Genomic DNA, 24,468 nt, shown 5'->3' with positions numbered 1-24,468 from the left:
TCCGGGTATGACGAAGACAGTCCTGCTGGTGGGTGGCGGCGGCCGCGAACACGCGATCGCCCGCGCGCTCGCCGATTCGGGCGCGGACCTCTACGCCTGCGCGGGCAACCGCAACCCCGGCATCGCGCGGCTCGCCGACGGCTTCGAGTCGCTGGAGACAACGAACCCGTCGGCCGTGACCGCCTACGCCCGGGAGGTCGACGCCACGCTCGCGGTCGTCGGCCCGGAGGGCCCCCTCGCCGCGGGCGTCGCCGACGCGCTGGACGACGCCGGCGTCTACGCCTTCGGTCCCCAGGAGGCCGAGGCCCGCATCGAGACGGACAAGGCCTTCCAGCGCCGCTTCATGCGCGAGCACGACATTCCCGGCTGTCCGGTCTTCGAGACGTTCGAGGACATGGACGCCGCCTGCGAGTTCGTCGACGAGTTCGACGGCGACCTCGCGGTCAAGCCCGCCGGCCTCACCGGCGGCAAGGGCGTCCGCGTCACCGGCGACCAGATCTCCAAGGCGGAGGCCAAGGAGTACATCCGCGAGTCCGACTACGAGCGGATCGTCCTGGAGGAGCGGCTCGTCGGCGAGGAGTTCACCGTCCAGGCGCTGGTCGCCAACGGCGACGTGCGTGTCACCCCGGCGGTCCAGGACCACAAGCGCGCCTACGAGGGCGACGAGGGCCCCAACACCGGCGGGATGGGCTCGTATTCGGACGCGACGCTGGAGCTCCCGTTCATGGACGAGGACGACTACATGGAGGCCGTCGAGGTGCTGGAGGCGACCGTCGACGCGCTGGACGGCTACAAGGGCGTCCTCTACGGGCAGTTCATGCTCACCGCCGACGGCATCAAGGTCGTCGAGTTCAACGCCCGCTTCGGCGACCCCGAGGCGATGAACACGCTCCCGGTCCTCAACACGGACTTCCTCGAGGTGCTGACGGCGGCCCGCGACGGCGAGTCGCTCCCCCAGCTGTCTTTCGCCCCGCGGGCGACCGTCTGCAAGTACGCCGTCCCGGAAGGCTACCCGACCGACCCCGACAGCGGCGCGAAGGTCTCCGTCGACGAGGAGAGCGCCGCCGCCGCGGCCGAAGGGACCGACGGCGAGGCGCTGCTGTTCTACGCCTCGGTCGACGAGCGCGACGACGGCATCTACACGACCACCTCGCGGTCGTTCGCGGTCGTCGGCCTGGCGGACACGATCGAGGCCGCCGAGGAGATCGCCGGGGACGCGCTCGAAGCGGCGGGCGACGGCGTCCGCATCCGCCACGACATCGGCAAACCCGACCTCGTCCAGCAGCGCATCGACCACATGGCGGAACTGCGCGGCGAGTGAGCCAGTAGAAGAACCGCAGCTTCCGTCCCTACTCGACGGAGATACCGCCCTTCATCCCGGTCGTCTCGTGGGGTCCGCAGTAGTAGGCGTAGATGCCGGTCGTCTCCAGCGTGACCGAGTACGTCTCGCCCTCGGGAACCGTCTCCATCTCGCCGCCCTCGGTCCCGTCCAGGGAGCCGCCCTCGGGCTGGCTCTCGGGCTTGACGTTGTGGCTGGGGGACACGAACTCGAAGTTGATCGTCGTCCCGGAGTCGACGCGCAGGTACACCGGATCGAACGCGAGGCTCCCGTCCGGTCCGACCTCGACCGTGACCTCGCTCTGGCCGCGGGCGTCCTGGCTGGTGTCGCCCTGGGCGTCGTCGAGGTACGAAGGCCAGGAGGGTGTGCCTCCACCTCCGCCACCGTCGCCGCCATCGCCGCCATCACCGCCGTCCCCGCCGGATGTTTCCGTCGAGCACCCCGCGAGGACGCCCGCGGTCGCCATCGCTCCGATACCACCGAGCAGCCGTCGACGTCGGATTCCGTCGGTCATGTCGCAACCTGACACTTGGGAACCCACGGAAAAGAGGGTTTGCAATACAGACCGTGATAGACCGGCTCGGCGCAGTTACTCGCCCGAATTCGGCCGAACCGGCCGAACCGGTTCGGGCGTCGCGGGAAGGGCCGGCGTGTCGGCCTCAGCGGAGGAAGCCGAACAGCCGGTAGTCCTCGTCGGGTTCGTACCGGCGAAAGAGCAGGCTGTTGGTCAGCACGGAGACGCTGGAGACGGCCATCGCCGCCGCAGCCAGGACCGGCTGGAGCAGCCCCAGCGACGCCAGCGGGATCATCGCCGTGTTGTAGCCCAGCGCCCAGAAGAGGTTCTGCTTGATCTTCGAGAGGGTCCCCTCCGAGACGCGGACGGCCTTGACAACGTCCAGTGGGTCCGAGCGCATCAGCGTCACATCGGCGGCCTCGATGGCCACGTCGGTGCCGCTGCCGATGGCGCAGCCGACGAACGCCGTCGCGAGCGCCGGCGCGTCGTTGACGCCGTCCCCGACCATCATCGCGCGGCGGCCCTCGGACTGAATGTCGTCGACGGCGTCGGCCTTGTCCTCCGGGAGGACGCCGGCCATCACGTTGTCCGGATCGATGCCCACGCGTTCGGCGACGGCCTCGGCGGTCCGCTCGTTGTCGCCGGTGATCAGCCACACGTCCGTGCCGCGCTCGCGGAGCTCCGAGACCGCCGCCCCGGCCGACTCCTTGACGGTGTCCGCGTCGGCGACGACGCCGAGTAGCCGGTAGTCGCCGGCGGCCGCGTCGGTGTCTCCGCCGGCGCCCGCACCGTCCGCGAGCGCGACCAGCATCGCCGTCTTGCCCTCGCGTTCGAGGCGGTCCATGGCGTCCTCGGCCGGGGACACGTCGACGCCCGCCTCGCGCATGAGCTTCCGGTTGCCCACGAGGACACGCCCGTGGCTCGTCGTCGCCTTCACGCCGTGGCCGGGGACGTTCTCGAAGTCGTCTGGCTCGCCCACGTCGATGCCGCGCTCGCGGGCGCCCTCGACGATGGCCTCGGCGAGCGGGTGTTCGCTGCCGGACTCCGCGCTCGCGGCGACCTCGAGGACGAACTCCTCCGTCACTTCGGGCTCGGCGAGGGCGCCGCCGTCGGTGGCCGCGTCGCCGTCGCCGACCGCGTCTCCCTCCACGGCCCCGCCGTCGGTAGCGGGCAGCGCGACCACGTCAGTCAGCTCCATCTCTCCTTCCGTCAGGGTCCCGGTCTTGTCGAAGACGACGGTGTCCACGTCCCGGACCCGTTCGAGGATATCGCCGCCCTCGAAGAGGACGCCGTTGCGCGCGCCGATGGCGGTCCCGACCATCGTCGCCGCGGGCGTCGCCAGCCCGAGCGCGCAGGGACAGGCGATCAGCACCGCCGACGCGAAGACGACGACCGCGAACTCGAAGACGCCCACCGCGGCGGGACCGCCCGCGGCGAGGCCCCACACTGGCAAGCCGCTGACGAACCCGGCCAGCGCCTCGGGGAAAGCGTACCAGACGCCGCCCCAGAACAGGGCGTTCAGGATGACCGCGGGGACGAAGTAGGAGCTGATGCGGTCGGCGACGTTCTGGATCTCCGGCTGGCGGCTCTGGGCGTCCTTGACCCGGGAGACGATCTGCTGGATGGCCGTCTCCTCGCCGACCTTCGTGGCCTCGACGACGAGCACGCCATTTTGGTTGACGGTCGACCCGATCACCTCGTCGCCGGGCTCTTTCGAGACGGGCACCGACTCGCCGGTGACCATCGACTCGTCGACCGCGCTGTCGCCGTCCACGACCTCGGCGTCGGTCGGGATCTTCTCGCCTGGACGCACTTTGAGGCGGTCGCCGACCTCGACCTCCGAGAGCGGGACCTCCTCCTCGGTGCCGTCGTCGCGGACGAGCGTCGCCGTGTCGGCCTCCATCTCCAGCAGCGAGCGGATCGCCTCGGACGCCTGGCCCTTCGAGCGCGCCTCGAGGTAGTTGCCCAGCGTGATGAACACCAAGATTAGGGCCGCGGTGTCGAAGTACAGCCCCTCGCCCGGGAACCCCAGCAGTCGTGCCACCGAGTAGAGGTAGGCGGTCGACGACCCCAGGGCGATCAGCACGTCCATGTTCGCGGTCCGGTTCTTCACGACCGCCGTGTAGGAGTTCTCGTAGAACTCCCTCCCGAGCGCGTACTGGACGGGGGTCGCGAGCGCGAACGCGCCCCAGCCGACCGAGACGCCCGCGACCTCCTCCGGCAGGACGCCGAGCCCGAACACGTGGTCGACCAGCATCACGAGCAGCGGCAGCGACAGGGCCGCGCCGAAGACCGTCAGGTTCCGCTGGCGGCGGATCTCCTCGTCGCGCGCGGCCTGCTGGCGGTCCCGGGACGACTCGGCCGTGTCTCCGGCCTCGCCTTCGCCCTCCGCCCCGTCGTCCTCCCGGACGGGCGTGTAACCGGCCGATTCGATGGCGTCGTAGATGTCCGCGAGCGACGCCTCGGCGGGGTTGTAGGTGACCGTCCCCTCGTCGGTCGCGTAGTTCACGTCGGCGTCGACGACGCCGGGCATGTCCAGCAGCGCCGACTCGCTGGTCTCCGCGCAGTTCGCGCAGGACATGTCCGTGATCCCCACGGAGACCGTCTCGCTCGCCGCCTCGTAGCCTGCATCCTCGATAGCGTCGTATATCTCACGCAGACTCGTCTCCCCGGGGTCGTACGTGACGCTCCCCTCGTCGGTCGCGTAGTTGGCGTCGACCGCCGAGACGCCCGCCAGCGAGCTCACCCGCTCCTCGATAGTCTGCGAGCAGTTCGCGCAGCTCATCCCGTGGAGTTCCAGCCTGGTCGTGCGCTCGCTCATGTTGGTTGTATATATGGGCTACCCGTTCATGCGGTTTGCCCCTGTGTTTCGAAGGTCAGTCTGCCGGTGATTTTTCGATCCTAATCGAATTCGGCGTCCGGTTGGCGGTTCGAACGTCAGTCGACCCGTCGAGCGTAGGTCACCTGTTTGGGTTCGAAACCGTTGTCCCGGTAGAACCGGCGGGCGCCGTCGTTGCCCCACTCGCAGGAGACTTCGACGTAGTCGGCGCCCCGCTCGCGGGCGATCCGCTCGACCGCGTCGAGGGCGTCGCTGCCGTGGCCGCTGTCTCTGTGTTCGGGCGCGACGTACAGGTCGACGACCTCGACGTACTCCGAGTGGGTCCGCGACGGGTGCTCGCCCGAGCGGAGGACGAGGTAGCCGGCGTCGTCCCCGTCGACGGTGAGTAGATAGACAGTCGTGTCCTCGTCGGCCAGTAGCCCCTCGAATCCCGCCTCGGCGGGTTCGGGCCCGTCGTAGGCGACCTCGTTGAGTTCGTCGTACTGCTCCATCGCCGAGGCGAGGTCGTACCAGTACTCGGCGAGGGTCGACACGTCCTCGCGGGTCGCTTCGAGGAGGTCCATACGCGCCGGTCAGTCGGAGCCCGCATACGTGTTGTCCCGGTGCGGGCCGCGGTCCCACGCGTGAACGGCCCCCACGGCACGGAAACGAATTTGTAGGGCGGCCGAATACCGACAGGTAGGATGGACAAGGGCCCGAGGTCGGGCCGCGCCCGCCGACTCGCGTAGGCCGCCGACGGCAGCGGCGACCGCGCGGGCGGGGCGGGTTCGACCGGCTCGCCGGCTGTGGGCCGTGCGGACGCGCGTCCGAGTCGCTGTCGGACGCGTCCCCCCTCCGCTCGGCCGCGCTTTCGGCACCCGGCGCCGCGCTTCGCGGACAGCGGCGGCTCTCTCCTCGACGGCGTCCCCGTTGCGATACTCCCGAGGCGCGGCTCTGATACGGATTATTGCAAGTCATTCCGGGATCGACCGCACGCAGTCGTGCGGTCGACCCGGTAAACGCTTGCAATAATCCGTATGAGTCGGTCGACGACCGCCAGCCCTGCCGACCATCCGAATGCCACGCCACGCACGCCCGCGACCGCACAGCCTCGACGACCGCCCGACCGCCCGCCGTTCGACCGCCTGCCGTTCGACTGCCTACCGATCGACCGCCTGCCGTTCGACCGCACACCGTCCGAGACCACTCCGCTCGCACACTTGCGACCGCGGCGCCGCCCGGGGAGGTCGCAGATGACCGCCGACCGGGAGCCGCTCGTCCTCGGGTCGAGAACGGACGCCGGCCCGGACCGGTTCGAGTTCCACACCGCCGACGGTGTCGCGGCGGCGGACACGTTCTGTCCCGGCGAACTGCTCGCGCTCGAACACCTGTGGGACCGGGATATCGGTCACCTGCGAACGGTCGGCGCCCGCTACGGCGTCGTCGGCGTCGTCCTCGCCGAGCGAGCGACGAGCGTCCGGACGACGACGGCGAGCGCCCGTGCGGCCGCGCTCTGCGAGCGCAACGCGGCCGGAAACGGCGCCGACGCGGCCGTCGAACGCGCGACCGGCCTCGCCTCGATCGACGGACCGGCCGACGAACCCGCCGACACCGCCGTCTTCGTTCCCAGAGCGTACACCCCGATAGCAATCGGGACCCGCCGTCTCCGCTCGGCGCTCGACTCGCTGGCCGACGGCGGGGAACTCTTCCTCGCCGCGAAGCCCGAGACGGGACTCGTCCGATACGAGGATGCACTGGCCGACGCCGCGACGACCGTCGAGACGGTCGCCGAGCGCGACGGCTGGTCGCTCCTGCGCGCCACGGGACCGGCGGCCGCCGACGGTGGCCGCTCCGACTCCGACCCACCCTTCGACCGGATCGACGCAACGGTAGCTGGGATCGACCTCGAACTGGTGACAGCACCCGGGTTGTTCGCCGCCGGCGCCCTCGACGACGGAACGCGCCTGCTCGCCGAGACGGCAACAATCGAGGACGGCGACGCGGTGCTAGACCTCTGTTGCGGGTACGGTCCGCTCGCGGCCTACGCCGGCCTGTCGGCCGACTGCGACGTGTGGGCCACCGACGACGACGCGCTCGCGGCGGCCGCCGCCGAGCGGACACTGGCCGCCAACGGCGTCGAGGGGCGCGTCCTCACCGCGGATTGCACGGCCGGCGTCGCCAGCGAGTCGTTCGACACGGTCCTCTGCAATCCGCCGACCCACGCGGGGAGCGGCGTGCTCGCGGACCTCCTTCGCGGGGCCGCCGACGTGCTCGCTCCCGGGGGTCGCTGCTGGGTGGTCCACCATCGGGCGCTCGACCTCGACGAATACTTCGCGCCGTTCGACCGCGTGGAGACGGTCGCGACCGGCGCCGAACACGTCGTCCGGCTGGCGAGTGACTGAGTTCGTCGGCCGGGCGTTCCGGCGTTAGCCCTCGGCGCCCTCCCGCAACTCCTCGTACATCTCGACGAAGGAGGCCTCGCAGGACTCGCAGCAGAAGTGGTAGGTCTCGCCGTCGAACTCGCGGGTCTCGCCCTCGGCGGTAACGGTGTTGCCGCACTCGTCGCAGGTCAGCGCGAGTTCGGCCTCGGCGACGGAGGGGTTCCACGAGCGGTCGGCGAGCAGCGACACCTCGTAGTCGCGCACGTCCTCCATGGCGACCGCCGATTCGAGCACGGAGAGCACGTCGCCCTCCGGGACGGTCGCGGTGAAGACGACGCGCTCCTCGGCGGTCGTAAAGACGTGTTCGACGGCGTCGGCGTCGGCCAGCGCCTCGGCGACCGCCGAGGCCGCTCGCGGCGCCACGTTCACGGTCACGAGCACGGGCGCGCCCTCGCGGAGCTTCGATCGGTCCACGTCGACGGTGAACCCGCGGATGACGCCGATGTCTTCGAGGCGCTCGACGCGGTCGGCGACGGCCGGCGGCGACAGGTCGACGGCGTCGGCGATATCCCGCCACGAGCGGCGGGCGTCGTCGAGCAGCAGTCCGAGGATCGTCCGGTCGGTGTCGTCGAGGTCGCGCATACGGGAGACGAGCGGTCCCCGGGGGAAACTGGTTTCGGCCGTTCGACGCGCGCGGCGCGGACCGTTCGGTCCGCGATGAGCGTGACGGGCGGCCGGGAAGCGGCTCAGGCCGCCCCGCTGGCGCTCTCGGCGGGTTCTTCGAGCGCGTCCACGAATATCGTCCCTGCGACGCCCTCGGGAAGCGAGACGGTTTCGTCGGCGTCGACGAGCCGAACGGTGAGCATCCCGATGGGCGCGACCTCCGCGACGACGAGTTCGGTGTCCGGCGTAATGCCGGCGTCGTCGAGGTAGGCCAGCTCCTCCGGGTCGCGGTCGCTCACGCGCCGGACGACGACAGTCTCGCCCTCCGCGCACTCGTCGAGGGTGTCGCCGGCCGTCTCGTCGACCGGGTCCAGCGCGTCGGTCGGGATCGGGTCGCCGTGGGGGTCGACGGTCGGGTCGTCGAGCCGTTCGGCGACCCGGCGCTCGAACTCCTCGCTGATGTGGTGTTCCAGCCGGTCGGCCTCGTCGTGGACCTCCGCCCAGTCGTAGCCCAGCTCCTCGGTGAGGTAGGTCTCCAGCAGCCGGTGGTGACGGACCACTTCCAGCGCCACGGTCTCCCCCTCGGGCGTCAGCCGGACGCCCTTGTACTTCTCGCGCTCCACGAGCTCCCGCTCCTCCAGCTTCTCCATCATGCTGGTCGCCGTCGGCGCCGTCACGTCCAGCAACTCGGCGATGCGCGAGGTCGCCACCGGCTCCTCGCCCTCCCGCTGGAGCTCGTAGATCGCCTTCAGGTAATCCTCCATCTTGGCGCTGAGCATCACCCCGGATTAGACCCATCTAATCCTTAAGGGTGTTGCACCGATCGGCCGCGCTATCGATCGGTTCGACGACGACAGTCGCGACCGAACGCCTTCACCGCCCAAGCTCGTAGAACTCGTCGTTGGGCCGCATGTCCGCGAGGTGGGCCATCCGGTTCGAGAGGTTGAAGAAGGCCGCGACGCTCCCGATGTCCCAGATCGCCCGCTGCGAGAAGCCGTGCTCGCGCAGCCGCTCGAAGTCGTCCTCGTCGATATCGGCCGCGTTCTCGGTCAGCTTCACGGCAAAGTCGAGCATCGCCCGATGGGTCTCGGAGACGTTCGCTGTGCGGTGGTTGCTCATCAACTGCTCGGCGATCTGTGGGTCGTCGGCGTAGATGCGGGCGAGCGCGCCGTGGGCGACGTTGCAGTAGAGGCAGTCGTTGGCGCCGCTGACGGCGACGACTATCATCTCGACCTCCGCGCGGGCGAGTTCGGTGTGCTCGACCAGGGCGTCGTAGTACTGGAAGAACGCGCGGAAGTGCGACGGCCGGTAGGCCAGCGCGCGGAAGACGTTCGGGACGAAGCCGGCGTCGTCCGCCTCTTCGGCGATGCGCTCCTGGAGGTCGTCGGGCAGTTTGTCCACGTCCGGGACCGGGAACCGCGTCATCGCTGGCTCGCTCATACCGGATCGAGCGCCCGGCACGGCCTTCAGTGCTCGGGCGGCGAACCCGCCGGCCGACCCCGAGGCGTAAATACGGTGACGACCACACCTACGAACGGCGATGTACAGGACCGGTCACTACGGGGCCGCGCTTCTGGTCTACGCGCCGGTCGGCGGCGCCCTGCTGGCCGCCGGGTTCGAAGCGGCGGCGCTGGTCGGCGGTGCGGTCGTCGTCGGGCTCTCGGGGCTCCCGGACGTGGACCAGCGGATCCCGTTCGTCGAACACCGCGGCCCCACGCACACGGTCGGCTTCCTCGTCCTCGTCGGCCTCGCCATCGGTGCCGCGGCCGTCGCGGTGAGCCAGGCGACTTCGGTCGGACGGACGGCTGTGCTGGGCGCGTTCGGCTTCCTCGTCGGCGGGCTCGCGGTCGGCTCGCACCTGCTGGCCGACGCCCTGACGCCGATGGGGATCACGCCGTTCCGGCCGGTCTCGGACACTCACTACACGGTGTCGCTGACCCGAGCGGACAACGCGGTGGCGAACTACTTCCTGCTCGGCGCGGGGGTACTGGCGACGGTCGCGACGGCGCTGGTGGCCGGCGGCTAGAGAAGGTCCTGCTCGTCGAGCTGTTCCATGATGTCGTCGACGAACGCGTCGACGCTGTCGTACGGGAAGTTGCCGCTGCCGAGCTTGGTGTTGAGCTCCATCGCGGTCATCGAGAAGTCGCCTGACTCGAACTTCGTCCCCGGCCCGTTCGGCAGCGCCGGCACCAGGTCCATCGGGCTGGAGATAGGGTAGTCCGCGCCCTCGAACGCCTCGGTGAACTGCTCGCGGAGGTCTTGCCTGTCAACCATACGCGTATCATGTCCGCATGTCCGTAAAAAAGGTTCGAGATTCACATCTTCAAACGAGTTGCTCGTTTATCGCCTCGTCGGTCCGCCGGCCGTCGCCAGCACCTCCTCCACCCGAACCCAAGATACCTATCACTGGAGCGCAAAGTCGGCCCATGACCGACGACAGACTGACGCGCCGGCGAGCGCTCGCGGTGAGCGGGCTGGCGCTGACCGGGGGTCTCGCGGGGTGCGGGACTGACTCGGACCGTGTGGGAACAGGGGGCGACCCGTCGAGTCCTGACGACACAGCGACCGAGGAACCGGACGACGACACCGCCGGCGACACGGACGGCTCGATGGACACCGACGGATCAGAGACGGACAGCGACGGCTCGACAGGGACGGCGGCCTTCGGGGACCTGACGGTCGGGGCCGAGCGCGTCGCTTCCGGATTCACTTCGCCGCTGGCGCTCGCTATCCCCGAGCCGGGTCGGCGATTCGTCGTCGACCAGACCGGTCAGGTCTACCTGCAGGAGGACGGAAGTCTCCGCGAGGAGCCGTTCCTGGACGTGTCCGACCGGATGGTCGACGTGAGCGGCTACACCGAACAGGGGCTGCTCGGCGTCGCTTTCCACCCCGACTTCTCGGACAACGGGCGGTTTTTCGTCCGCTACAGCGCGCCGCCCCGCGAGTGGGTCCCCGACGACTACTCCCACACGTTCGTCCTCTCGGAGTTCCGCGCGGAGCCGGGCGCGGCGACCGCCGACCCCGACTCCGAGCGGGTCGTCATGGAGATCGCCGAACCGCAGTGGAACCACAACGCCGGCGCAATCGCGTTCGGGCCGGACGGCTCCCTCTACGTCGCGACGGGCGACGGCGGGCGGGCCAACGACCAGGGCGTCGGCCACGTCGACGACTGGTACGACGCCGTCGGCGGCGGCAACGGCCAGGACGTGACCGAGAACCTGCTGGGGAGCATGCTGCGGATCGACGTGGACGGCGAGGGGTCGACGGCGGGAACGCCGACGGGCGGCGGCGGTGGAGACGGAGGAGCCGACCCGGACGGCCCCGTCCGCAATTACGCGGTCCCGGAGGACAACCCGCTCGTGGGGAGCGAGGGGCTCGACGAGCACTACGCCTGGGGGTTCCGGAACCCCTGGCGGTTCTCCTTCGGTCCGGACGGTCGCCTGTTCGTCGGCGACGTGGGACAGGGCGCCTGGGAGGAGGTATCGGTCGTCGAACGGGGCGGCAACTACGGCTGGAACGTCAGGGAGGCGACCCACTGCTTCCAGGCCGACGACTGCCCGTCGGAGAGCCCGCGCGGCCGACCGCTACGCGATCCGGTGATCGAGTACCCCCATGGGGGCGCGGACGTGAGCGGCATCGCCGTCATCGGCGGGTACCGCTACGACGGCGACGCGATGCCCGACCTCCGGGGGCACTACCTATTCGCCGACTGGCGGGCCGGCGGACGGCTGTTCGCCGCCCGCGAGACCGACGAGGGACTGTGGCCGACGACGACCGTCTCCGTCGAGTCGGACGAACAGTTCGGCCCGATGGTCCTCTCGTTCGGGCGCAACCCGGACGGCGAACTGTTCGTCTGCACGACTGCCAGCGGGCAGGTGTCCGGCGAGAGCGGAGCGGTGTTCCGGCTGACGGGAGCGTAGCGGTCGAAAAAAGGACAACCGACGAAACCGCGGTCAGTCCGCGGTGACGGGCTCGCCGTGCTGGATATCGGTGCCGAGCACGTCGAGGAACGCGGCGATCCACTCGGGGTGGTCGGGCCAGGCCTGCGCGGTGACGAGGTTGCCGTCGGTGACGACACCTTCGGCCCACTCCCCGCCGCTCGCGCGCACGTCGGCCTCCAGCGCCGGGTACGCCGTGCAGGTCCGCCCCTCGACGGCGTCGGCGGCGACGAGAATCTGCATCGCGTGGCAGATGGCCGCGACCGGTTTGTCCTCGTCGAAGAAGTGCTCGACGGCGTCGATGACGGCGTCGTAGTTGCGGATGTACTCCGGCGCTCGGCCGCCCGGGAGGACGAGCCCGTCGTAGTCGGCGGGGTCGACCGCCGACAGGGTCGCCGTCAGCTCGAAGTCGTGACCGCGCTCCTCCAGGTAGGTCTGGTCGCCGCGGAAGTCGTGGACCGCGGTCTTGACCGTCTCGCCCGCTTCCCTGTCCGGGCAGACGGCGTCGACCTCGTGGCCGACCGCCTGCAGCGCCTGGAACGGTACCATTACCTCGTAGTCCTCCCCGAAGTCGCCGGTGATGAGCAGTAGCTTCGCCATGGTGGTAGACCCCTCGGAGTCCGCGTAGTGGTTAGTCTCCCGACAGCATAAGCGTATCTCGACCTGTCGGAATCCGGACCCGAGCGCCGCCTATTCGGCATCGAAGGGGATTCTCGCGGTCAGTCGAGTAGCGCCGGCAGGTCGGCCAGCGAGTCGAGGACGGCGTCGGGGTCGACCGCCCTGTCGGCGGCGTCGGCCTGCGTCGAGACGCCGGTGAGCACCAGGGCGGTCGCCATCCCGTGGTCGGCCCCCATCCGGAGATCCGTGTCGAGGCGGTCGCCGACGACCAGGCAGCGCTCGGCGGGCACACCCAGGCGGGAGAGGGCGTCCTCGGCGGTCTCTGGGGAGGGTTTGCCGAGCACTCGATCCGGTTCCCGCCCCACCGTGCGGGCGACGGCGCCGATGACCGCACCCGACCCCGGGACGAACCCGTCTTCGGCGGGGATCGTCCGGTCGGGGTCGGTCCCGAGGAAGGCGGTGTCGTCGTCGATCCCGGCGAGCGCCGCGCGCATGTCGCCGTAGTCGAACCGCTCGTCCCACGAGGCGACGAACACAGAGGCATCACGCGGGTCGTCGACGAGGTGCTGATCGGACGCCCGGAGATATTCGGCGAGCGAGTCCGCTCCGAGGAGGTACGTCGGTTCTTCCGGGTGGTGGTCCCGGAGGTAGTCCCGCGTGACAGTCGAGGCGGGAAGTATCTCCGACTCGTCGGCCTCGATCCCCATCCCTGCGAGGCGGTCGACGTACTCGGCGGGCGTCTTCGTCGGGTTGTTCGAGCAGAAGCAGACCGAGATCCCGCGCTCGCGCAGGGTCGCGACAGCCTCGGCCGCGCCGGGGATGGCCCCCTCGCCGCGGTAGACCGTCCCGTCGAGGTCGAGGACGACGCCGCGCACGTCGTCGAAGGTGTCGGAGTCGGACGTGGTGGACATTCGGTGGCTCGGCCGGCGGTTAGGGCCGTCGCGGCAAAAGGGGGCCGGTCGGAGACTGGCACCGTGCGACGACCGGCGGTCAGCGGTCTGTACCGCCGCGTCACCGCAGTTTCCGCCCCCAGCGCGGCCCCGCGCGCTCCGAGAGGGCGACGCCGACGGCGGCGGCGACGGCCGAGACACCCACAGAGACGCCGACGGCGACGGTCGGCGCCTCGGTGTAGGCGAGCGCGGCGACGACCAGCGGGACGGCGACCGCCGCCAGCGCCGCGCCGAAGGCGACGAACAGCGGCGTGTCGAAGAGCAGTTCGTTCGGCGAGAATCCGGTCACGTAGGCCGTCACCCCGAAGACGTACACCGCGACGAGCGGGAAGACGACCGCGCCGACCGCGACCTGGACCGGGGAGAGCCAGACCAGCGAGCCGAGGAGATAGACCAGCCCCGCCGGAACCGAGAGGACGAGGAACGCGGTCCGCTTGCCGGCGAACGCGGCCGACAGCGAGAGCGGCAGGCGCAGGTACTCCTCGGCGGAGTCGAACTGCGTGACCCAGCTGTAGGTCGTGAACGCGCCCAGTCCGAGCAGGGTTCCGACGGCGATGCCGTAGGACGGTGAAAGGGTCGTCGCCCTCGCGACCTCCCGGACGAGCAGGACGGTGACGCCGAACAGCACGCCCATCGAGAAGAGGACCTTCCACACCGACCCCGACGAGCGGGCGACCTCCAGCAGCGTCCGCGTGGCGACCCCGTCGCCGTCGCGGATCGCCGACCGGACCCGCTCGTACCGCTGGGGCGCCGACCGCGCGCCGCCGCTCTCGACCGGCTCGAACGCGAGCGGCCCGGCGACCGCCAGCGCGAGCGCGGGCCCGAACCCGGTGACCGCCGACCGGAGGGACGGGTCGAGGTAGAACCCGTACGGTGAGAGCGCGACCGCGTCGAGTCGACCCGTCAGGAGGCCGGCGGCGACCGCGAGGACGAGCGCGAGCACGGCGGCCCTGCTCCGGGTCCCGACGCCGGTGAGCGTCAGACTCGTGCCCACGCCGAGGGCGAACGCGCCGGTCGTGGTCAGCCACAGCAGCGCGACGCGGGCGGCCGGCTCGCCCGCCGAGAGCGCGACGGCGGCGTAGCCGACCGAGAGCGGCGCGAGGAACAGCGCCGAGTAGTACAGCAGGTCCTTGACGACGAAGACCGCCAGCAACCGCCGCCAGGTGACCGGGAGCGTTCGCGCCGAGAACACGAGCAGCGTCATGTCGCCCAGCACGTCCCGCAGCGCGTCCCGCCCGACGAGGCCGATGGTCCCAGTCTGGAGCCCGAAGAAGAAGACCAGGCCGTGCAGCCCCGCCGCGACCGCGTCGATGGAGGTGCCTGCCACCGTCAGCAACCAGACCCCCAGGCCGCCGAAGACGGCGATCACGAACGGGAACGCGGCGAAGCGGTCGCCGAACAGCTCCGCCTGCAGCCGCCACTCCTCGCGGATCATCCGGACGAGCAGCCGCGTCGAGAGGCCGCCGCGGCGGTTCGGTTCCGGTGAGTCCGTCGTCCCCGGGTCCGCTGTCGTCGCGTCCGCGCCGCTCATGGCTCGGACTCGCCGGAGGGTCCCCCGGCCGAAGTCGCCGCCGGTCCGGCGGCGGCACCGCTCCCGGTCGCTGTCCCACCCACCTCGGGCTCGACCTCCCTGCGGAAGTAGTCGAGCAGTTGCTCCCCGCCGTCGAGGTCGCGAGGGTCGCGCTCGGCGACGAGTTCGCCGTCGCGGACGATGCCCACGGAGCTACACAGCTCCTCGGCGACTTCGAGGAAGTGCGTCGAGAGAAAGAGGGTGTTGCCCCGCTCGCAGTAGTCGCGCATGTGGTCTTTGACCTCGGCCTGCATGATCGGGTCGAGGTTGACCAGCGGCTCGTCGATGAACACGAGGTCGGGCTCGTGGATGAACGTCTGGGCGAGCATCACGCGCTGGCGCTCGCCCTCCGACAGGTCCGTCGAGATGGTGTCGAGCGTGTCGGCAAAGCCCAGCCGGTCGGCCCACTCGGCGATGCGGTCGTCGACGGCCGGCAGGTCGCGCACGTCGCCGACGAACTGGAGGTACTCACGGGGCGTGAGGAAGCTCGGGGGGTCCTCGCGCTCGGGGAGGATGCCGACCGCCTCGCGGACGGCCAGCGGGTCGTCGACGGGGTCGTGGCCCAGCACGCTCGCGGTCCCGCCGGTGGGGTCGAGCTGGCCGGTGAGTATCTCGATGGTCGTCGTCTTGCCCGAGCCGTTGGGGCCGAGCAGGCCGAACAGTTCGCCCTCCGGCACGGCGAGTGAGAGCGACGACAGCGCCGTCACGTCCCCGTACCGCTTCGTCAGGTCCTCGGTCTCGATAGCAGGCATGTGTGTCTCCGTCGGGCCCGCAGCGCCCGATAGCTGTCCGATATCGACCGCCGGCCCGTATAGTGATTTGGACTTTCGGAACGACTGTCAGAAGCGGGGGTGCCGCTACTCGTCGGTCGAGTCGCCGTCCGCGGCGTCGATGTCGGTCGCTTCGTCCTCGTCGTCTCCGTCGTCGCCGATCACGTCGACGCCGTCCACGTCTGGAGTCTCGCCGTCGGGCGAGTCCCCGGCGTCGGTGTCGATCCGGTCGATCCCGTCGAAGTCACTTCCGACCGACTCCTCATCTGCGGCGACCTCCGCCCTGCTTTCGAGGAGGAGCGCGGTGGCGCCGGCCGCGAGCATGCCGACGCCGGTCGCCCGGACCGCGCGGACGTACCAGTCGGTCGGCTCCAGCTCGCCGGTGTTCTCGAAGCCAGGGAGCGACATCGTCGCCGCGACGCGGGCGCTCAGGCGGGGCGCGACCGTCGCGAACAGTCCTTTGAGGGCGATCGACGCGTAGGCTACCTTCCGGAGTCCTGCGGGGATCATCCGTCGATCGTTCGGGTCGGCGGTCCGTCAATGCACGAGAAGCGGCAATCCCCGTCGGCCGACGGACGGCCGGCCCGGACCGGCCCGGTCTCGCCACCGCGACGGCGGGTCAGTCGCCTGGGGAGCCGCTCTCGTCGCCGGGAAAGCCCGGCCCGGCGGTGTCGGAGACGCCGACGCCGGTGGGGCCCGAGCGCTCGCGCCCCTGGCGCCGACGCCGTGCGAGCGCCCCGTAGAGCTCGTCGGACACCTCCTCGCGGATCCGCTCGGCGGTCCCGGCGTCGATGTCGACGGCCTTCGCGTCCTGGCCGATGAGGCTCTGGGAGCCGGCGGTGTCGACGGTGACCGTCGCGAGGTCGCGCCGCCGCTGGAAGACGGTCTGGGAGCTGAAGACCGTCTGGACGCGGTGGTAGGGGACCACCTTCTGCCGGCGGACCCAGAAGCCGTTGCGGGTGATCACGTGCTCGTCGCCGAGCGCGTAGCCGCGGTTCTTCCACTTGTAGTGGGCCGCGACGGGCACGAGCGGGAGGGTGACCAGCGGGACGTACCAGTACAGCCGGAAGTCGGTGAACGCCGTGCCGGCGTACAGCAGGGCGACGACGACGGCGAGCCCGATGGCGTAGCGGAAGCCGTATCGAAGTCGAGCGCGCTTGGGCGGGCGTTCGAGCCCGGAGTCGTCGAACGGTTCGAGCGACCGCGCCAGCGAGACGACGCGGTCGCGCTCGGCGACGGGGACCGCCGACTGGGAGCCGTTCGACTCGCCGCTCGTCGGCGTGTACCCGGCCGTCTCGATGGTGAGCGCGGCGTAGCCAAGCGCCCGCGCGAGGACGTTCTCCTCCAGCGTCAGCGTCTGGACCTTCGAGAGGGGGATCGTCCCGCGGTACTTCTGGAGGAGCCCGCGCTCGTAGCGCAGTTCCTCCTCGCCCCGGTCCAGCCGGAACCCGTAGTAGCGGGCGGCGTTGAGCACGCCCGAGGCGAGCGCGAGCACGACGACGGCCGCCAGCGCCGCCAGCGGCCCCAGGAACGCGCCGACGAGGCTGTCGAGGCCGAACCCGTACTCCCACCAGTTGTCCGGCTGGGCCATCGAGACCGCCGACGGCGCGAAGATGGAGGCCCCGAAGAAGAGGAGGGAGGCGAGCCGGAGGTCGACGGAGATCAGCGCGAGGATCCCGAGTTCGCGGTCGGTGATCGAGAACACCGTCTCGAAGCGCTCCTCGTCGGTCGCGGTCGTCTCGCCGTCTTCGGCCTTCGCCGCCCGGCTCAGGCGGCTGATCTCAGACTGGAGCCGTTCGGCGTCGTCGACGCCGACGTACTGCAGTTGCGCTTCCGTCCCGCCGCCGCCGGCGGTCTCCAGGCCGACCTCGGCGATCCCGAGCACGCGCTGGACGACGTTCTGGCTGATGTCGACGTTCTGGATGCGCCGCAGCGGGATCTCCCGCTTGCGCCGCGAGAGCACGCCCGAGCGGATGTCGAACGTGTCAGCGGTGAGTTCGTACTCGAAGCGGCGGTAGCGGGCGACGAAGTAGCCGACGAACGCCGCGATCCCGAGGACGACGGCGACGACCGCGCCGATCGCCAGCAGGCTCCGGCCCGACCCGAACAGCGCCGACACGCCACCCCCACCGAAGATGAAGATGGCGACGACGATGCTGATCCCCTGCTGGGCGATCTGGTAGGGGATCGTCAGCGCGTTCAGCTTCTGTGGCCCCTCGATGCGGGGCGTCACCGCCGAGGGACCGGCGCTCTCGGCCTCCTCGGCGGCGGCCTCGCCGACCGTCTCGCGGTCCGCGTCCGCCGGCCGGGCGTCGTCGGCCGCCGGGCCGTCGCCCGGCGGGATGTCGGCTGGCGAGTCGTCGGTCGGGCGGTCGTCGCTCATACTGCGTCTTCGTCCTCGGAGGCGATCGCGAGCCGTTCGAGCCGGGACTGCAGGTCCTCGGCTGTGTCGGGCGTGAGTCCGGGGATCGTCACGTCGGCGCCGCGGGAGCCGGCGGTGTAGACGACCAGCGTCGAGAGACCGAGCACCCGCTCGAACGCCGAGCGGCGGGTGTCGATGTGCTGGACGCGCACGTAGGGCACCACGGTCTGAACCTTGGTGAGGACACCCCGGGTGAGGTACAGCGACTCCTCGCGGACGACGTAGCGCCACGACCGGTAGAGGAAGACGGCGCGGACGGCGCCGTACACCGCGAACAGGAGGAACAGCCCCGCTCCGACCGCGACGGCGCTTCTCGTCCGGTCGTAGGGGAGGTACTCGGCCGCGACCGCCCAGGTGATGAACCCGGCGACCGCCGCAGTCAGGAGGGCGCCGACGAGCGGGCCGACGATCCACTCGATCCGGACCTTCGGGTGCAGCGTCCGGGATTCCCCCGGCGTCTCGACGGACTCGGCGACCGGCCGGTCCGTCTCCCCGGATGCCGGGCCGTCGTCGCTCTCCCTGGGCTCGTGGTCGGCCGGCGACCGATTCGACGTTGTCGCCGTGTCGCCGGGCGCTTCCGTGTCGGCGTCGCCCTCGACGGACTCGGCGTCCGCGGAGACGCTCTCGGCGGGCGGCGCGGCGCCGTCGGGGGGCGGGTCCGCCTCGTCGCCGTCGTCGCGGGGATCTGTCATCGCCTCAGTCGTGGGCCGGGCGCGGTTTAGTGGTATCGGCCCCGTACGCGGACCGCTCCGGGCCGTCGGTCCGCAGTCCTCACTCGTGCCCCGACACCCGGACCGGCTCGTACGGCTCCTCCAGATACTCGGTGTCGGACTCCGACAGCGAGATGTCGAGCGCCTCGACGGCCTGTTCGAGGTGTTCGATACTCGTCGTGCCGACGATGGGCGCGTCGACGGGCTCCTTGTCGAGCAACCACGCCAGCCCGATCTGGGCCATCGTCGCGCCGTACTCGTCGGCCAGTTCCTCGACGCGCTCGTTGATCTCCCTCCCGCCGCCCTCGAAGTAGGGGTGTTCGCGGGCGTAGTCGTCCGTCTCGCCTCGCGTCGTCGCGTCGTACTCCTCGTGCGGGCGGGTGAGGTAGCCCCGCGCCAGGGGACTCCAGGGGATGACGCCCACGTTCTCCTGCTGGCAGTAGGGCAGCATCTCCCGCTCCTCCTCCCTGTAGAGGAGGTTGTAGTGGTTCTGCATCGTCCCGAACCGTTCGAGGCCCAGCCGCTCGCTCGTGTGCAGCGCGTCGGCGAACTGGCGGGTCCACATCGACGAGGCGCCGACGTACCGGACCTTCTCCCGGCGAACGGCGTCGTCGAGCGCCCGCAGCGTCTCCTCGATCGGCGTGTCGTAGTCCCAGCGGTGGATCTGGTAGAGGTCGACGGTGTCCATCCCCAGCCGGTCGAGGGAGTTGTCGAGTTCCTGCTCGATGGCCTTCCGCGAGAGGCCGCCCGAGTTGGGGTCGTCGTCGTCCATCTGGAAGAACCCCTTCGTCGCGACGACGCTCTCCTCGCGGTGTCCCTCCAGCGCCTTCCCGAGGACGCGCTCTGACTCGCCCCGGGAGTACATGTTGGCGGTGTCGAAGAAGTTGATGCCCAGGTCGCGGGCCCGTTCGACGAGTTCGATCCCTTCCTCCTCGTCGAGGACCCACTCGCGCCAGTCCGACGAGCCGAAGCTCATGCACCCGAGACAGATGCGGCTGACCTCGACGCCGGTCGATCCCAGTGTGGTGTACTCCATACGCCAGGGAGGGCGTCGCGGCGCAAAAAGGTGGGTTCCCCGGGTGCTGTCGCCGGCTCTCCGGCTGTGACCGGGGGTCGGCCGCTCCGACGGCTCAGAGCCCCTCGGGGTCGGTCCGGGCGACGAGCCGGCGGGCGCCGACGAACAGGACGACCGCGGCGACGGCGTAGGCGGCGACGTGCAGCGTCGTCGTCGCCGTCGAGCTGTCGACCGCGAGTTTCGCGACGGTCGTCGCCGGGTGTTCGGGGGCGAACGTCAGCAGGCCGAACCCGAAGATCACCAGCACCGAGTACAGTAGCTGCGCCTGCCGGCGCTTGGCGGTGAGCACGCCCAGCGAGAGCCCGAGCGTCACAACGAGCGTCGTCAGCGCGGTCACGACGAGCAGGATCTGGGGAACGTTCGAGACGGCGATGCCGTTGAACCCGAGCAGGCCGATCCACAGCGCGGCCTGTGCGGGCGCGATGAGGACCATCGCCAGGGCCTTCCCGTCGACGATGTCGACCAGCGACAGCGGCGCGACCCGCAGGAGTTCGAGCGTGCCCCGTTCGATCTCCTCGGTCAGCGCGTCGACGGCGACGGAGCCGCTGATAAAGGGCGGAAGGAACAGGAGCAGCGGGACCAGCACCGTGTAGGTGAACCCGAAGTAGGGGCTGGCGTCCACGTCCTCCGGCAGCGGGACCGGCGAGTTGTCGAGGTGGTCGGCGCGGGCGATCCGCTCGGTGCGCTCGACCGATTCGAGCAGCGTGCGCACCTGGTCGACGATCAGCGTCGTCTCGATGCTCTCCTGTGGGGCGATCACCGCCACGTCGATCCGGTCGCCCGAGTCCGTCGCCAGCAGCGTCGCGTGGACGCTCCCGTCGTGGTAGGCGTCGCGGGCGGCGTCGGGGTTCGGATAGACGATCGCGCGGACGCCCTCCTGGTCGTTGGCCGCGCGGACCAGCGCGTCGTCGTGCTCGCCGGCGACGCCGAGGACGACCTCCCCGGCCGAGACGGACCCGGGGCTGTACAGCGACGTGAGCCCGACGACGAGGAACGACGAGAACGCGGCGACGAACAGCTGGATCAACAGCGCGAGGACGATCGTCTTCTCGCGGCTGAGCGAGGCGAGGTCGCGCTTCGCGATGGTGAGTCGCGGGTCGGCGAGCAGCGACCGCACTGCGGAGTCGTCGCCGCCGCTCGGTTCCCCGTCGCTCGGCGCGCCGATACTCGGCCCGTCGCCGGACTCGGCAGCCGCCGACCCCGGCTGCGGGGCGGGCGCGTCCTCACCGGACAAGGGTACTCACCACCGTCAGGTTGTAGGCGACGTGAACGACGACCGCGACGGCGAGGGCGACCGCGTACGAGCGCGGCCCCCGGCGAGCGCCGAGTGCCGATATCGACGCCGTGACGACGTGCAGCGCCAGCGGCGCCAGCAACAGCGCCCCGACGAGCAACGGGAGCGAGACGCCGGTCGCCACGAGCGCCTGCTCGCCCATCGCGGCCTGGCCGACGGGGAGCGTCTGCAGGTCGGCGAGTCGGACGATCAGCGTCAGCTTCTCCGCGAGGAAGAACCCGAGGCCGCTGAAGGCGCCGACGACCAGCGCCGTCCGCAGCCGGTCGTCGAACAGCGCGTGGGCGTAGCCGGCGTAGACGTGGAGGCTCTTGGCGAGTTCCTCGACGACCGCGATGCCGGCGAGCAGCGCGACGACGATGATCCCGACCGGGAGCTCCGCCTGCCAGAGCGGGTACGCGAACGCGACGACGACCAGTTCGGCGACGAGGACGAACGGCAGCAGGACCGCGGTCACGAGCGCGACGCTGCGGCGCCGTTTGATCGGCCCGGCCAGCGCGTCGAGTACCTTGTAGGGGATCGGCCGCTGGGTGAACATGTCCTCCTCGCGGTAGAGGCCGGCGCCCAGTCCGAAACAGACCAGCGCCGTCAGCGTCGGCGGTAGCGTCGAGAAGACGAACTGCCCGAGGCCGATGGCCTGGCCCTGCAGGTCCCGGACGACGAGCGTCAGCGGCGAGATGAGCGCGATGGGCGTCACGTCCGTGAAGATCGCCGGCACGAACGCGTAGGAGGTGAGCGTGACGGTGATCGTCACCGTGACGAAGGTCAGCTCCTTGAACGACCGCGCGAACATCGCGCCGAGGAAGGTCGCCGCGAGAAAGAGGAGCGCGAGCGGGACGATGGCGAGTACGGAGACGACCGAGCCGGCGAGCCCGAGGCCGGCCTGGAGCGCGACGGTGATCGCCGCCGCGACGCCGATAGCGGCCGCGAAGTACGGCAGCGTCTTCCCGACGATGATGTCCCCGCGGGAGACGGGCGCGACCAGCAGGAGTTCGCCCCGGCGGTTGATCCGCTCGCTGAGGATCGTCGACCCGTAGGCCTGGATCACGAAGTTCAGCGGGAGGACGAACACGAACGCGAGCACGAGCGACCGGAAGGGGAAGGGGGGCGTGATGTCCGACGGCGCACCGGTGGAACTCCCGCCGGTCAGCCGCGCGCCGATGCTCGACCCGGCGACGTTCGAACCCTCGCCCGGCCGCGTGACGCCGTCGGAGCCGTCGCCGCCGCTCCCGCCGTCGCCGGAGTCACCGCCCGCCGATCCGTCGGTCTCGTCGGCGGCGCCGTCCGCGGATTCACCGCCGGTTCCGTCCCCGCCGTCGCCCCCCTCACCGGCCGAGCCGTCGCCGTCCCCGGCCTCGTCGTTCTCGTCGGTCTGAATCGGGATCGTCTGCGTCTGTGAGGCAGTGACGCGAGCGGAATCGCGGTCCACGTAGGTCAGGTTCACGACGACTGGGAACGCCGCCGACTGGTTGTCCTCGGTGTCCATGATCCCGTCGTTGTACCGCTTGACGGTCGACCGCAACTCCGAGACTGCGGCCCGCCCCTTCGTCGAGTCGGCGTACTCGCGGACCTGGGGGCCGACGATCATGATCTCCTGATACCCCGCCTCGACGGCCGCCGAACTCGGGTCCTGTACCCGGAACGTCGGGTCGAGGTAGACGGGGTCGTAGAGGGGGTCCTCCTGGACGACGCCGACCCGGTAGATCCCCTGGTCGAGCGCGACGCCCTGGCTCACCGCGACCGGCGCCATCGCGCCCAGTCCCAGGACCGCCAGCAGCGCGATGGCGGCGGTCCGCCGGTCGACACCGCCCGCGTTCTTCGTCACCTCCCAGCGGGCGATCCGGGCGACGTTCTCGACGCGCGTACGCAGCCAGCGGGCGAGTCGGCGACTGTGGGACGAACCGCCCTCGGACGGGGCGTCGTCGCCGTCGACCGGCGGCGCGCCGCTCACGGCCGCGGCCCCGAGGTCCGCTCGGCCTCGGGGTCGGACTCGGCGACGTTGAGGAACACCTCTTCGAGACTGGACTCCTCGGTCCGGATGTCGACGACCTCGCCCCCGGCCTCGCGGGCCGCCTCGCGGGTCTCGTCGACGGCATCCATGCTCTCGACGACGCGCCGGTAGTGGCCGTTCTCGCGGGCGCTATCCGGTACTTCGACGGTCGTGTAGACGTGGTACTCCGTCCGGCCGTACTCGGCCTGGAGTTCGTCCAGGTCGCCCTTGGCGACGATGCGGCCCTCGTTCATGATGGCGACGCGGTCGCAGATGCTCTCGACGTGGTAGAGATTGTGAGCGCTGAAGACGATGGTCTTGCCCTGCTCGCCCAGCTCGCGCGTGAAGTCGATGATGTAGTTGGTCGTCAGCGGGTCGAGGCCGCTGCCGGGTTCGTCGTAGATCAGCACGTCGGGGTCGTTGATGAGCGACCGCGCGATGGCGACCTTCCGCTTCATCCCCTTGGACATGTCGCCCAGCGGGCGGTCGCGGTGGTCGAGTTCCAGCCGTTCGAGCGTGTCGTGGATCCGCCGGTCGGCGACGCCGTCGGGCACGTCGTAGAGGTCCGCGAAGAAGTGCAGGTACGAGACGGGCGTCATCTCCTCGTACAGCGGCGACTCCTCGGGGAGAAAGCCCAGCCGCTTGCGCATCTCGGTCTCGTCGGCGTCGTAGCCGGCGACGGAGACCTCGCCGTCGGTCGGTTCGACGAGCCCCGCCAGCATCTTCAGCGTCGTCGTCTTCCCGGCCCCGTTCGGGCCGATGATGCCGAAGACCTCTCCTTCCTCGACCGTGAACGTGCTCCCCTCCACCGCGACGAAGCCGCCGTACTCCTTGCGCAGGTCGCGGGCCGTGATCATTCGACCGACCCTTGCGGGTGGGGGATTGTATAGGTTCGTCCCCCGTTATCGGATCTGGGGATGGCACGAACGACCAACTGTGGGGCTTTCGGTGCCCGTGACGGACGGTCGCGGTGCGGTCGGCGCGCGCTGGAGCGCGCTTTCATGCGCGCGACCGTAGCCGCGCGAGGGATTCGCGACTCGCGTGTCGCGAATCGGCTGGGGAGGCTCGTGGCCGTCTGCGGTGCGGTTGCGGTGCTGTCCTGGCGGACTGAAAGGGCGAGGCGCGCTCGCGTCCACTTCAGTCGCCTGAGCGGGCCCTATCCGCGCGGGCGGTGCGGAGAGCGCGGATATCCCGCTCAGCGACCGCGAGCGCGCCGAGGGCTTTCAACACTCGCTGTCGAGTGCGGTCGAGTCGACTGCTAGCGAGCGCGTCGAGGGCTTTCAGCACTCACCGTCGAATGCGGTCGAGTCGACTGCTAGCGAGCGCGTCGAGGGCTTTCAGCACTCACCGTCGAATGCGGTCGAGTCGACTGCTAGCGAGCGCGTCGAGGGCTTTCAGCACTCACCGTCGAATGCGGTC

Annotated in this window: 22 protein-coding genes; 4 read left to right on the top strand and 18 right to left on the bottom strand. The window is 70.5% G+C overall.

All coding sequences use genetic code 11. From position 1 onward, the window contains the following. The first annotated feature begins 7 nt into the window (after window positions 1–7). Entirely contained in the window at window positions 8–1,321 is a 1,314-nt protein-coding gene (purD, locus tag ACMGFG_RS03300) for a phosphoribosylamine--glycine ligase (RefSeq protein ID WP_436928930.1), read from the top strand. A 28-nt stretch (window positions 1,322–1,349) separates the two neighbouring features. On the opposite strand, the gene ACMGFG_RS03295 is transcribed toward purD, so the two are convergent. From ACMGFG_RS03295 to ACMGFG_RS03285, 3 genes are all read right to left on the bottom strand, one after another. Then, window positions 1,350–1,853 (bottom strand): plastocyanin/azurin family copper-binding protein, encoded by a 504-nt coding sequence (locus ACMGFG_RS03295; protein WP_436928929.1) that lies wholly within the window; start codon window positions 1,851–1,853, stop codon window positions 1,350–1,352. A gap of 145 nt (window positions 1,854–1,998) precedes the next feature. Continuing rightward, window positions 1,999–4,674, bottom strand: coding sequence for a heavy metal translocating P-type ATPase (locus ACMGFG_RS03290; RefSeq protein WP_436928928.1), 2,676 nt, complete (start codon window positions 4,672–4,674; stop codon window positions 1,999–2,001). Between the two features lie 116 nt (window positions 4,675–4,790). Next, window positions 4,791–5,255, bottom strand: coding sequence for a GNAT family N-acetyltransferase (locus tag ACMGFG_RS03285; protein ID WP_436928927.1), 465 nt, complete (start codon window positions 5,253–5,255; stop codon window positions 4,791–4,793). 669 nt (window positions 5,256–5,924) lie between these two features. Between ACMGFG_RS03285 and ACMGFG_RS03280 the strand changes: the two genes are divergently transcribed. Next, window positions 5,925–7,073, top strand: coding sequence for a methyltransferase (locus tag ACMGFG_RS03280; RefSeq protein ID WP_436928926.1), 1,149 nt, complete (start codon window positions 5,925–5,927; stop codon window positions 7,071–7,073). 24 nt (window positions 7,074–7,097) lie between these two features. Here ACMGFG_RS03280 and ACMGFG_RS03275 read toward each other — a convergent pair whose 3' ends face one another. The 3 genes from ACMGFG_RS03275 to ACMGFG_RS03265 form a co-directional block, all read right to left on the bottom strand. After that, window positions 7,098–7,694: a winged helix-turn-helix transcriptional regulator gene (locus tag ACMGFG_RS03275; protein WP_436928925.1), complete on the bottom strand. Its 597-nt coding sequence runs from the start codon at window positions 7,692–7,694 to the stop codon at window positions 7,098–7,100. Between the two features lie 104 nt (window positions 7,695–7,798). Beyond that, window positions 7,799–8,494, bottom strand: a complete 696-nt coding sequence (locus ACMGFG_RS03270) for a metal-dependent transcriptional regulator (protein WP_436928924.1) — start codon at window positions 8,492–8,494, stop codon at window positions 7,799–7,801. A gap of 94 nt (window positions 8,495–8,588) precedes the next feature. Continuing rightward, window positions 8,589–9,155: a peroxidase-related enzyme gene (locus ACMGFG_RS03265; protein WP_436928923.1), complete on the bottom strand. Its 567-nt coding sequence runs from the start codon at window positions 9,153–9,155 to the stop codon at window positions 8,589–8,591. Between the two features lie 100 nt (window positions 9,156–9,255). On the opposite strand from ACMGFG_RS03265, the gene ACMGFG_RS03260 reads away from it, so the two are divergent. Further along, a complete protein-coding gene (locus ACMGFG_RS03260) occupies window positions 9,256–9,741 on the top strand; it encodes a metal-dependent hydrolase (RefSeq protein ID WP_436928922.1) in 486 nt (161 codons plus the stop codon). Here ACMGFG_RS03260 and ACMGFG_RS03255 read toward each other — a convergent pair. Next, complete coding sequence (locus tag ACMGFG_RS03255; RefSeq protein ID WP_436928921.1) at window positions 9,738–9,989, bottom strand: MTH865 family protein; 252 nt, start codon at window positions 9,987–9,989, stop codon at window positions 9,738–9,740. The two genes, ACMGFG_RS03260 and ACMGFG_RS03255, sit on opposite strands and share 4 nt — an antisense overlap. 152 nt (window positions 9,990–10,141) lie before the next feature. Between ACMGFG_RS03255 and ACMGFG_RS03250 the strand changes: the two genes are divergently transcribed. After that, window positions 10,142–11,635: a PQQ-dependent sugar dehydrogenase gene (locus ACMGFG_RS03250; protein ID WP_436928920.1), complete on the top strand. Its 1,494-nt coding sequence runs from the start codon at window positions 10,142–10,144 to the stop codon at window positions 11,633–11,635. A gap of 33 nt (window positions 11,636–11,668) precedes the next feature. On the opposite strand, the gene ACMGFG_RS03245 is transcribed toward ACMGFG_RS03250, so the two are convergent. The 11 genes from ACMGFG_RS03245 to ACMGFG_RS03195 form a co-directional block, all read right to left on the bottom strand. Continuing rightward, a complete protein-coding gene (locus tag ACMGFG_RS03245) occupies window positions 11,669–12,253 on the bottom strand; it encodes a DJ-1/PfpI family protein (protein WP_436928919.1) in 585 nt (194 codons plus the stop codon). Between the two features lie 119 nt (window positions 12,254–12,372). Beyond that, entirely contained in the window at window positions 12,373–13,182 is an 810-nt protein-coding gene (locus tag ACMGFG_RS03240) for an HAD-IIA family hydrolase (RefSeq protein WP_436928918.1), read from the bottom strand. A gap of 100 nt (window positions 13,183–13,282) precedes the next feature. Then, a complete protein-coding gene (locus ACMGFG_RS03235) occupies window positions 13,283–14,752 on the bottom strand; it encodes a hypothetical protein (RefSeq protein ID WP_436928917.1) in 1,470 nt (489 codons plus the stop codon). Beyond that, window positions 14,749–15,543, bottom strand: a complete 795-nt coding sequence (locus ACMGFG_RS03230) for an ABC transporter ATP-binding protein (RefSeq protein WP_436928916.1) — start codon at window positions 15,541–15,543, stop codon at window positions 14,749–14,751. Before ACMGFG_RS03230 ends, ACMGFG_RS03235 begins: the two co-directional genes overlap by 4 nt. A gap of 105 nt (window positions 15,544–15,648) precedes the next feature. After that, a complete protein-coding gene (locus ACMGFG_RS03225) occupies window positions 15,649–16,071 on the bottom strand; it encodes a DUF6199 family natural product biosynthesis protein (protein ID WP_436928915.1) in 423 nt (140 codons plus the stop codon). 109 nt (window positions 16,072–16,180) lie between these two features. Beyond that, entirely contained in the window at window positions 16,181–17,944 is a 1,764-nt protein-coding gene (locus tag ACMGFG_RS03220; RefSeq protein ID WP_436928914.1) for a PH domain-containing protein, read from the bottom strand. After that, entirely contained in the window at window positions 17,941–18,675 is a 735-nt protein-coding gene (locus ACMGFG_RS03215) for a PH domain-containing protein (RefSeq protein ID WP_436928913.1), read from the bottom strand. Before ACMGFG_RS03215 ends, ACMGFG_RS03220 begins: the two co-directional genes overlap by 4 nt. 79 nt (window positions 18,676–18,754) lie before the next feature. Then, window positions 18,755–19,729 (bottom strand): aldo/keto reductase, encoded by a 975-nt coding sequence (locus ACMGFG_RS03210; protein ID WP_436928912.1) that lies wholly within the window; start codon window positions 19,727–19,729, stop codon window positions 18,755–18,757. 94 nt (window positions 19,730–19,823) lie between these two features. Continuing rightward, a complete protein-coding gene (locus ACMGFG_RS03205) occupies window positions 19,824–20,885 on the bottom strand; it encodes an ABC transporter permease (RefSeq protein ID WP_436929205.1) in 1,062 nt (353 codons plus the stop codon). A 106-nt stretch (window positions 20,886–20,991) separates the two neighbouring features. Then, window positions 20,992–23,010: an ABC transporter permease subunit gene (locus tag ACMGFG_RS03200; RefSeq protein ID WP_436928911.1), complete on the bottom strand. Its 2,019-nt coding sequence runs from the start codon at window positions 23,008–23,010 to the stop codon at window positions 20,992–20,994. After that, window positions 23,007–23,906 (bottom strand): ABC transporter ATP-binding protein, encoded by a 900-nt coding sequence (locus ACMGFG_RS03195; RefSeq protein WP_436928910.1) that lies wholly within the window; start codon window positions 23,904–23,906, stop codon window positions 23,007–23,009. The genes ACMGFG_RS03200 and ACMGFG_RS03195 overlap by 4 nt, the downstream gene beginning before the upstream one ends. Window positions 23,907–24,468 lie beyond the last annotated feature (562 nt).

Origin of the sequence: Halosimplex halobium (assembly GCF_051414055.1) — an archaeon.
In the GTDB taxonomy this organism is placed as follows: domain Archaea; phylum Halobacteriota; class Halobacteria; order Halobacteriales; family Haloarculaceae; genus Halosimplex; species Halosimplex halobium.
This window is presented reverse-complemented; position numbering and strand designations above follow the sequence as displayed.

Bases quoted from the DNA above. Each gene is read 5' to 3' on its own strand.
- purD (WP_436928930.1), top strand. From the start codon at position 8: ATGACGAAGACAGTCCTGCTGGTGGGTGGCGGCGGCCGCGAACACGCG.
- ACMGFG_RS03295 (WP_436928929.1), bottom strand. From the start codon at position 1,853: ATGACCGACGGAATCCGACGTCGACGGCTGCTCGGTGGTATCGGAGCG.
- ACMGFG_RS03290 (WP_436928928.1), bottom strand. From the start codon at position 4,674: ATGAGCGAGCGCACGACCAGGCTGGAACTCCACGGGATGAGCTGCGCG.
- ACMGFG_RS03285 (WP_436928927.1), bottom strand. From the start codon at position 5,255: ATGGACCTCCTCGAAGCGACCCGCGAGGACGTGTCGACCCTCGCCGAG.
- ACMGFG_RS03280 (WP_436928926.1), top strand. From the start codon at position 5,925: ATGACCGCCGACCGGGAGCCGCTCGTCCTCGGGTCGAGAACGGACGCC.
- ACMGFG_RS03275 (WP_436928925.1), bottom strand. From the start codon at position 7,694: ATGCGCGACCTCGACGACACCGACCGGACGATCCTCGGACTGCTGCTC.
- ACMGFG_RS03270 (WP_436928924.1), bottom strand. From the start codon at position 8,494: ATGCTCAGCGCCAAGATGGAGGATTACCTGAAGGCGATCTACGAGCTC.
- ACMGFG_RS03265 (WP_436928923.1), bottom strand. From the start codon at position 9,155: ATGAGCGAGCCAGCGATGACGCGGTTCCCGGTCCCGGACGTGGACAAA.
- ACMGFG_RS03260 (WP_436928922.1), top strand. From the start codon at position 9,256: ATGTACAGGACCGGTCACTACGGGGCCGCGCTTCTGGTCTACGCGCCG.
- ACMGFG_RS03255 (WP_436928921.1), bottom strand. From the start codon at position 9,989: ATGGTTGACAGGCAAGACCTCCGCGAGCAGTTCACCGAGGCGTTCGAG.
- ACMGFG_RS03250 (WP_436928920.1), top strand. From the start codon at position 10,142: ATGACCGACGACAGACTGACGCGCCGGCGAGCGCTCGCGGTGAGCGGG.
- ACMGFG_RS03245 (WP_436928919.1), bottom strand. From the start codon at position 12,253: ATGGCGAAGCTACTGCTCATCACCGGCGACTTCGGGGAGGACTACGAG.
- ACMGFG_RS03240 (WP_436928918.1), bottom strand. From the start codon at position 13,182: ATGTCCACCACGTCCGACTCCGACACCTTCGACGACGTGCGCGGCGTC.
- ACMGFG_RS03235 (WP_436928917.1), bottom strand. From the start codon at position 14,752: ATGAGCGGCGCGGACGCGACGACAGCGGACCCGGGGACGACGGACTCA.
- ACMGFG_RS03230 (WP_436928916.1), bottom strand. From the start codon at position 15,543: ATGCCTGCTATCGAGACCGAGGACCTGACGAAGCGGTACGGGGACGTG.
- ACMGFG_RS03225 (WP_436928915.1), bottom strand. From the start codon at position 16,071: ATGATCCCCGCAGGACTCCGGAAGGTAGCCTACGCGTCGATCGCCCTC.
- ACMGFG_RS03220 (WP_436928914.1), bottom strand. From the start codon at position 17,944: ATGAGCGACGACCGCCCGACCGACGACTCGCCAGCCGACATCCCGCCG.
- ACMGFG_RS03215 (WP_436928913.1), bottom strand. From the start codon at position 18,675: ATGACAGATCCCCGCGACGACGGCGACGAGGCGGACCCGCCCCCCGAC.
- ACMGFG_RS03210 (WP_436928912.1), bottom strand. From the start codon at position 19,729: ATGGAGTACACCACACTGGGATCGACCGGCGTCGAGGTCAGCCGCATC.
- ACMGFG_RS03195 (WP_436928910.1), bottom strand. From the start codon at position 23,906: ATGATCACGGCCCGCGACCTGCGCAAGGAGTACGGCGGCTTCGTCGCG.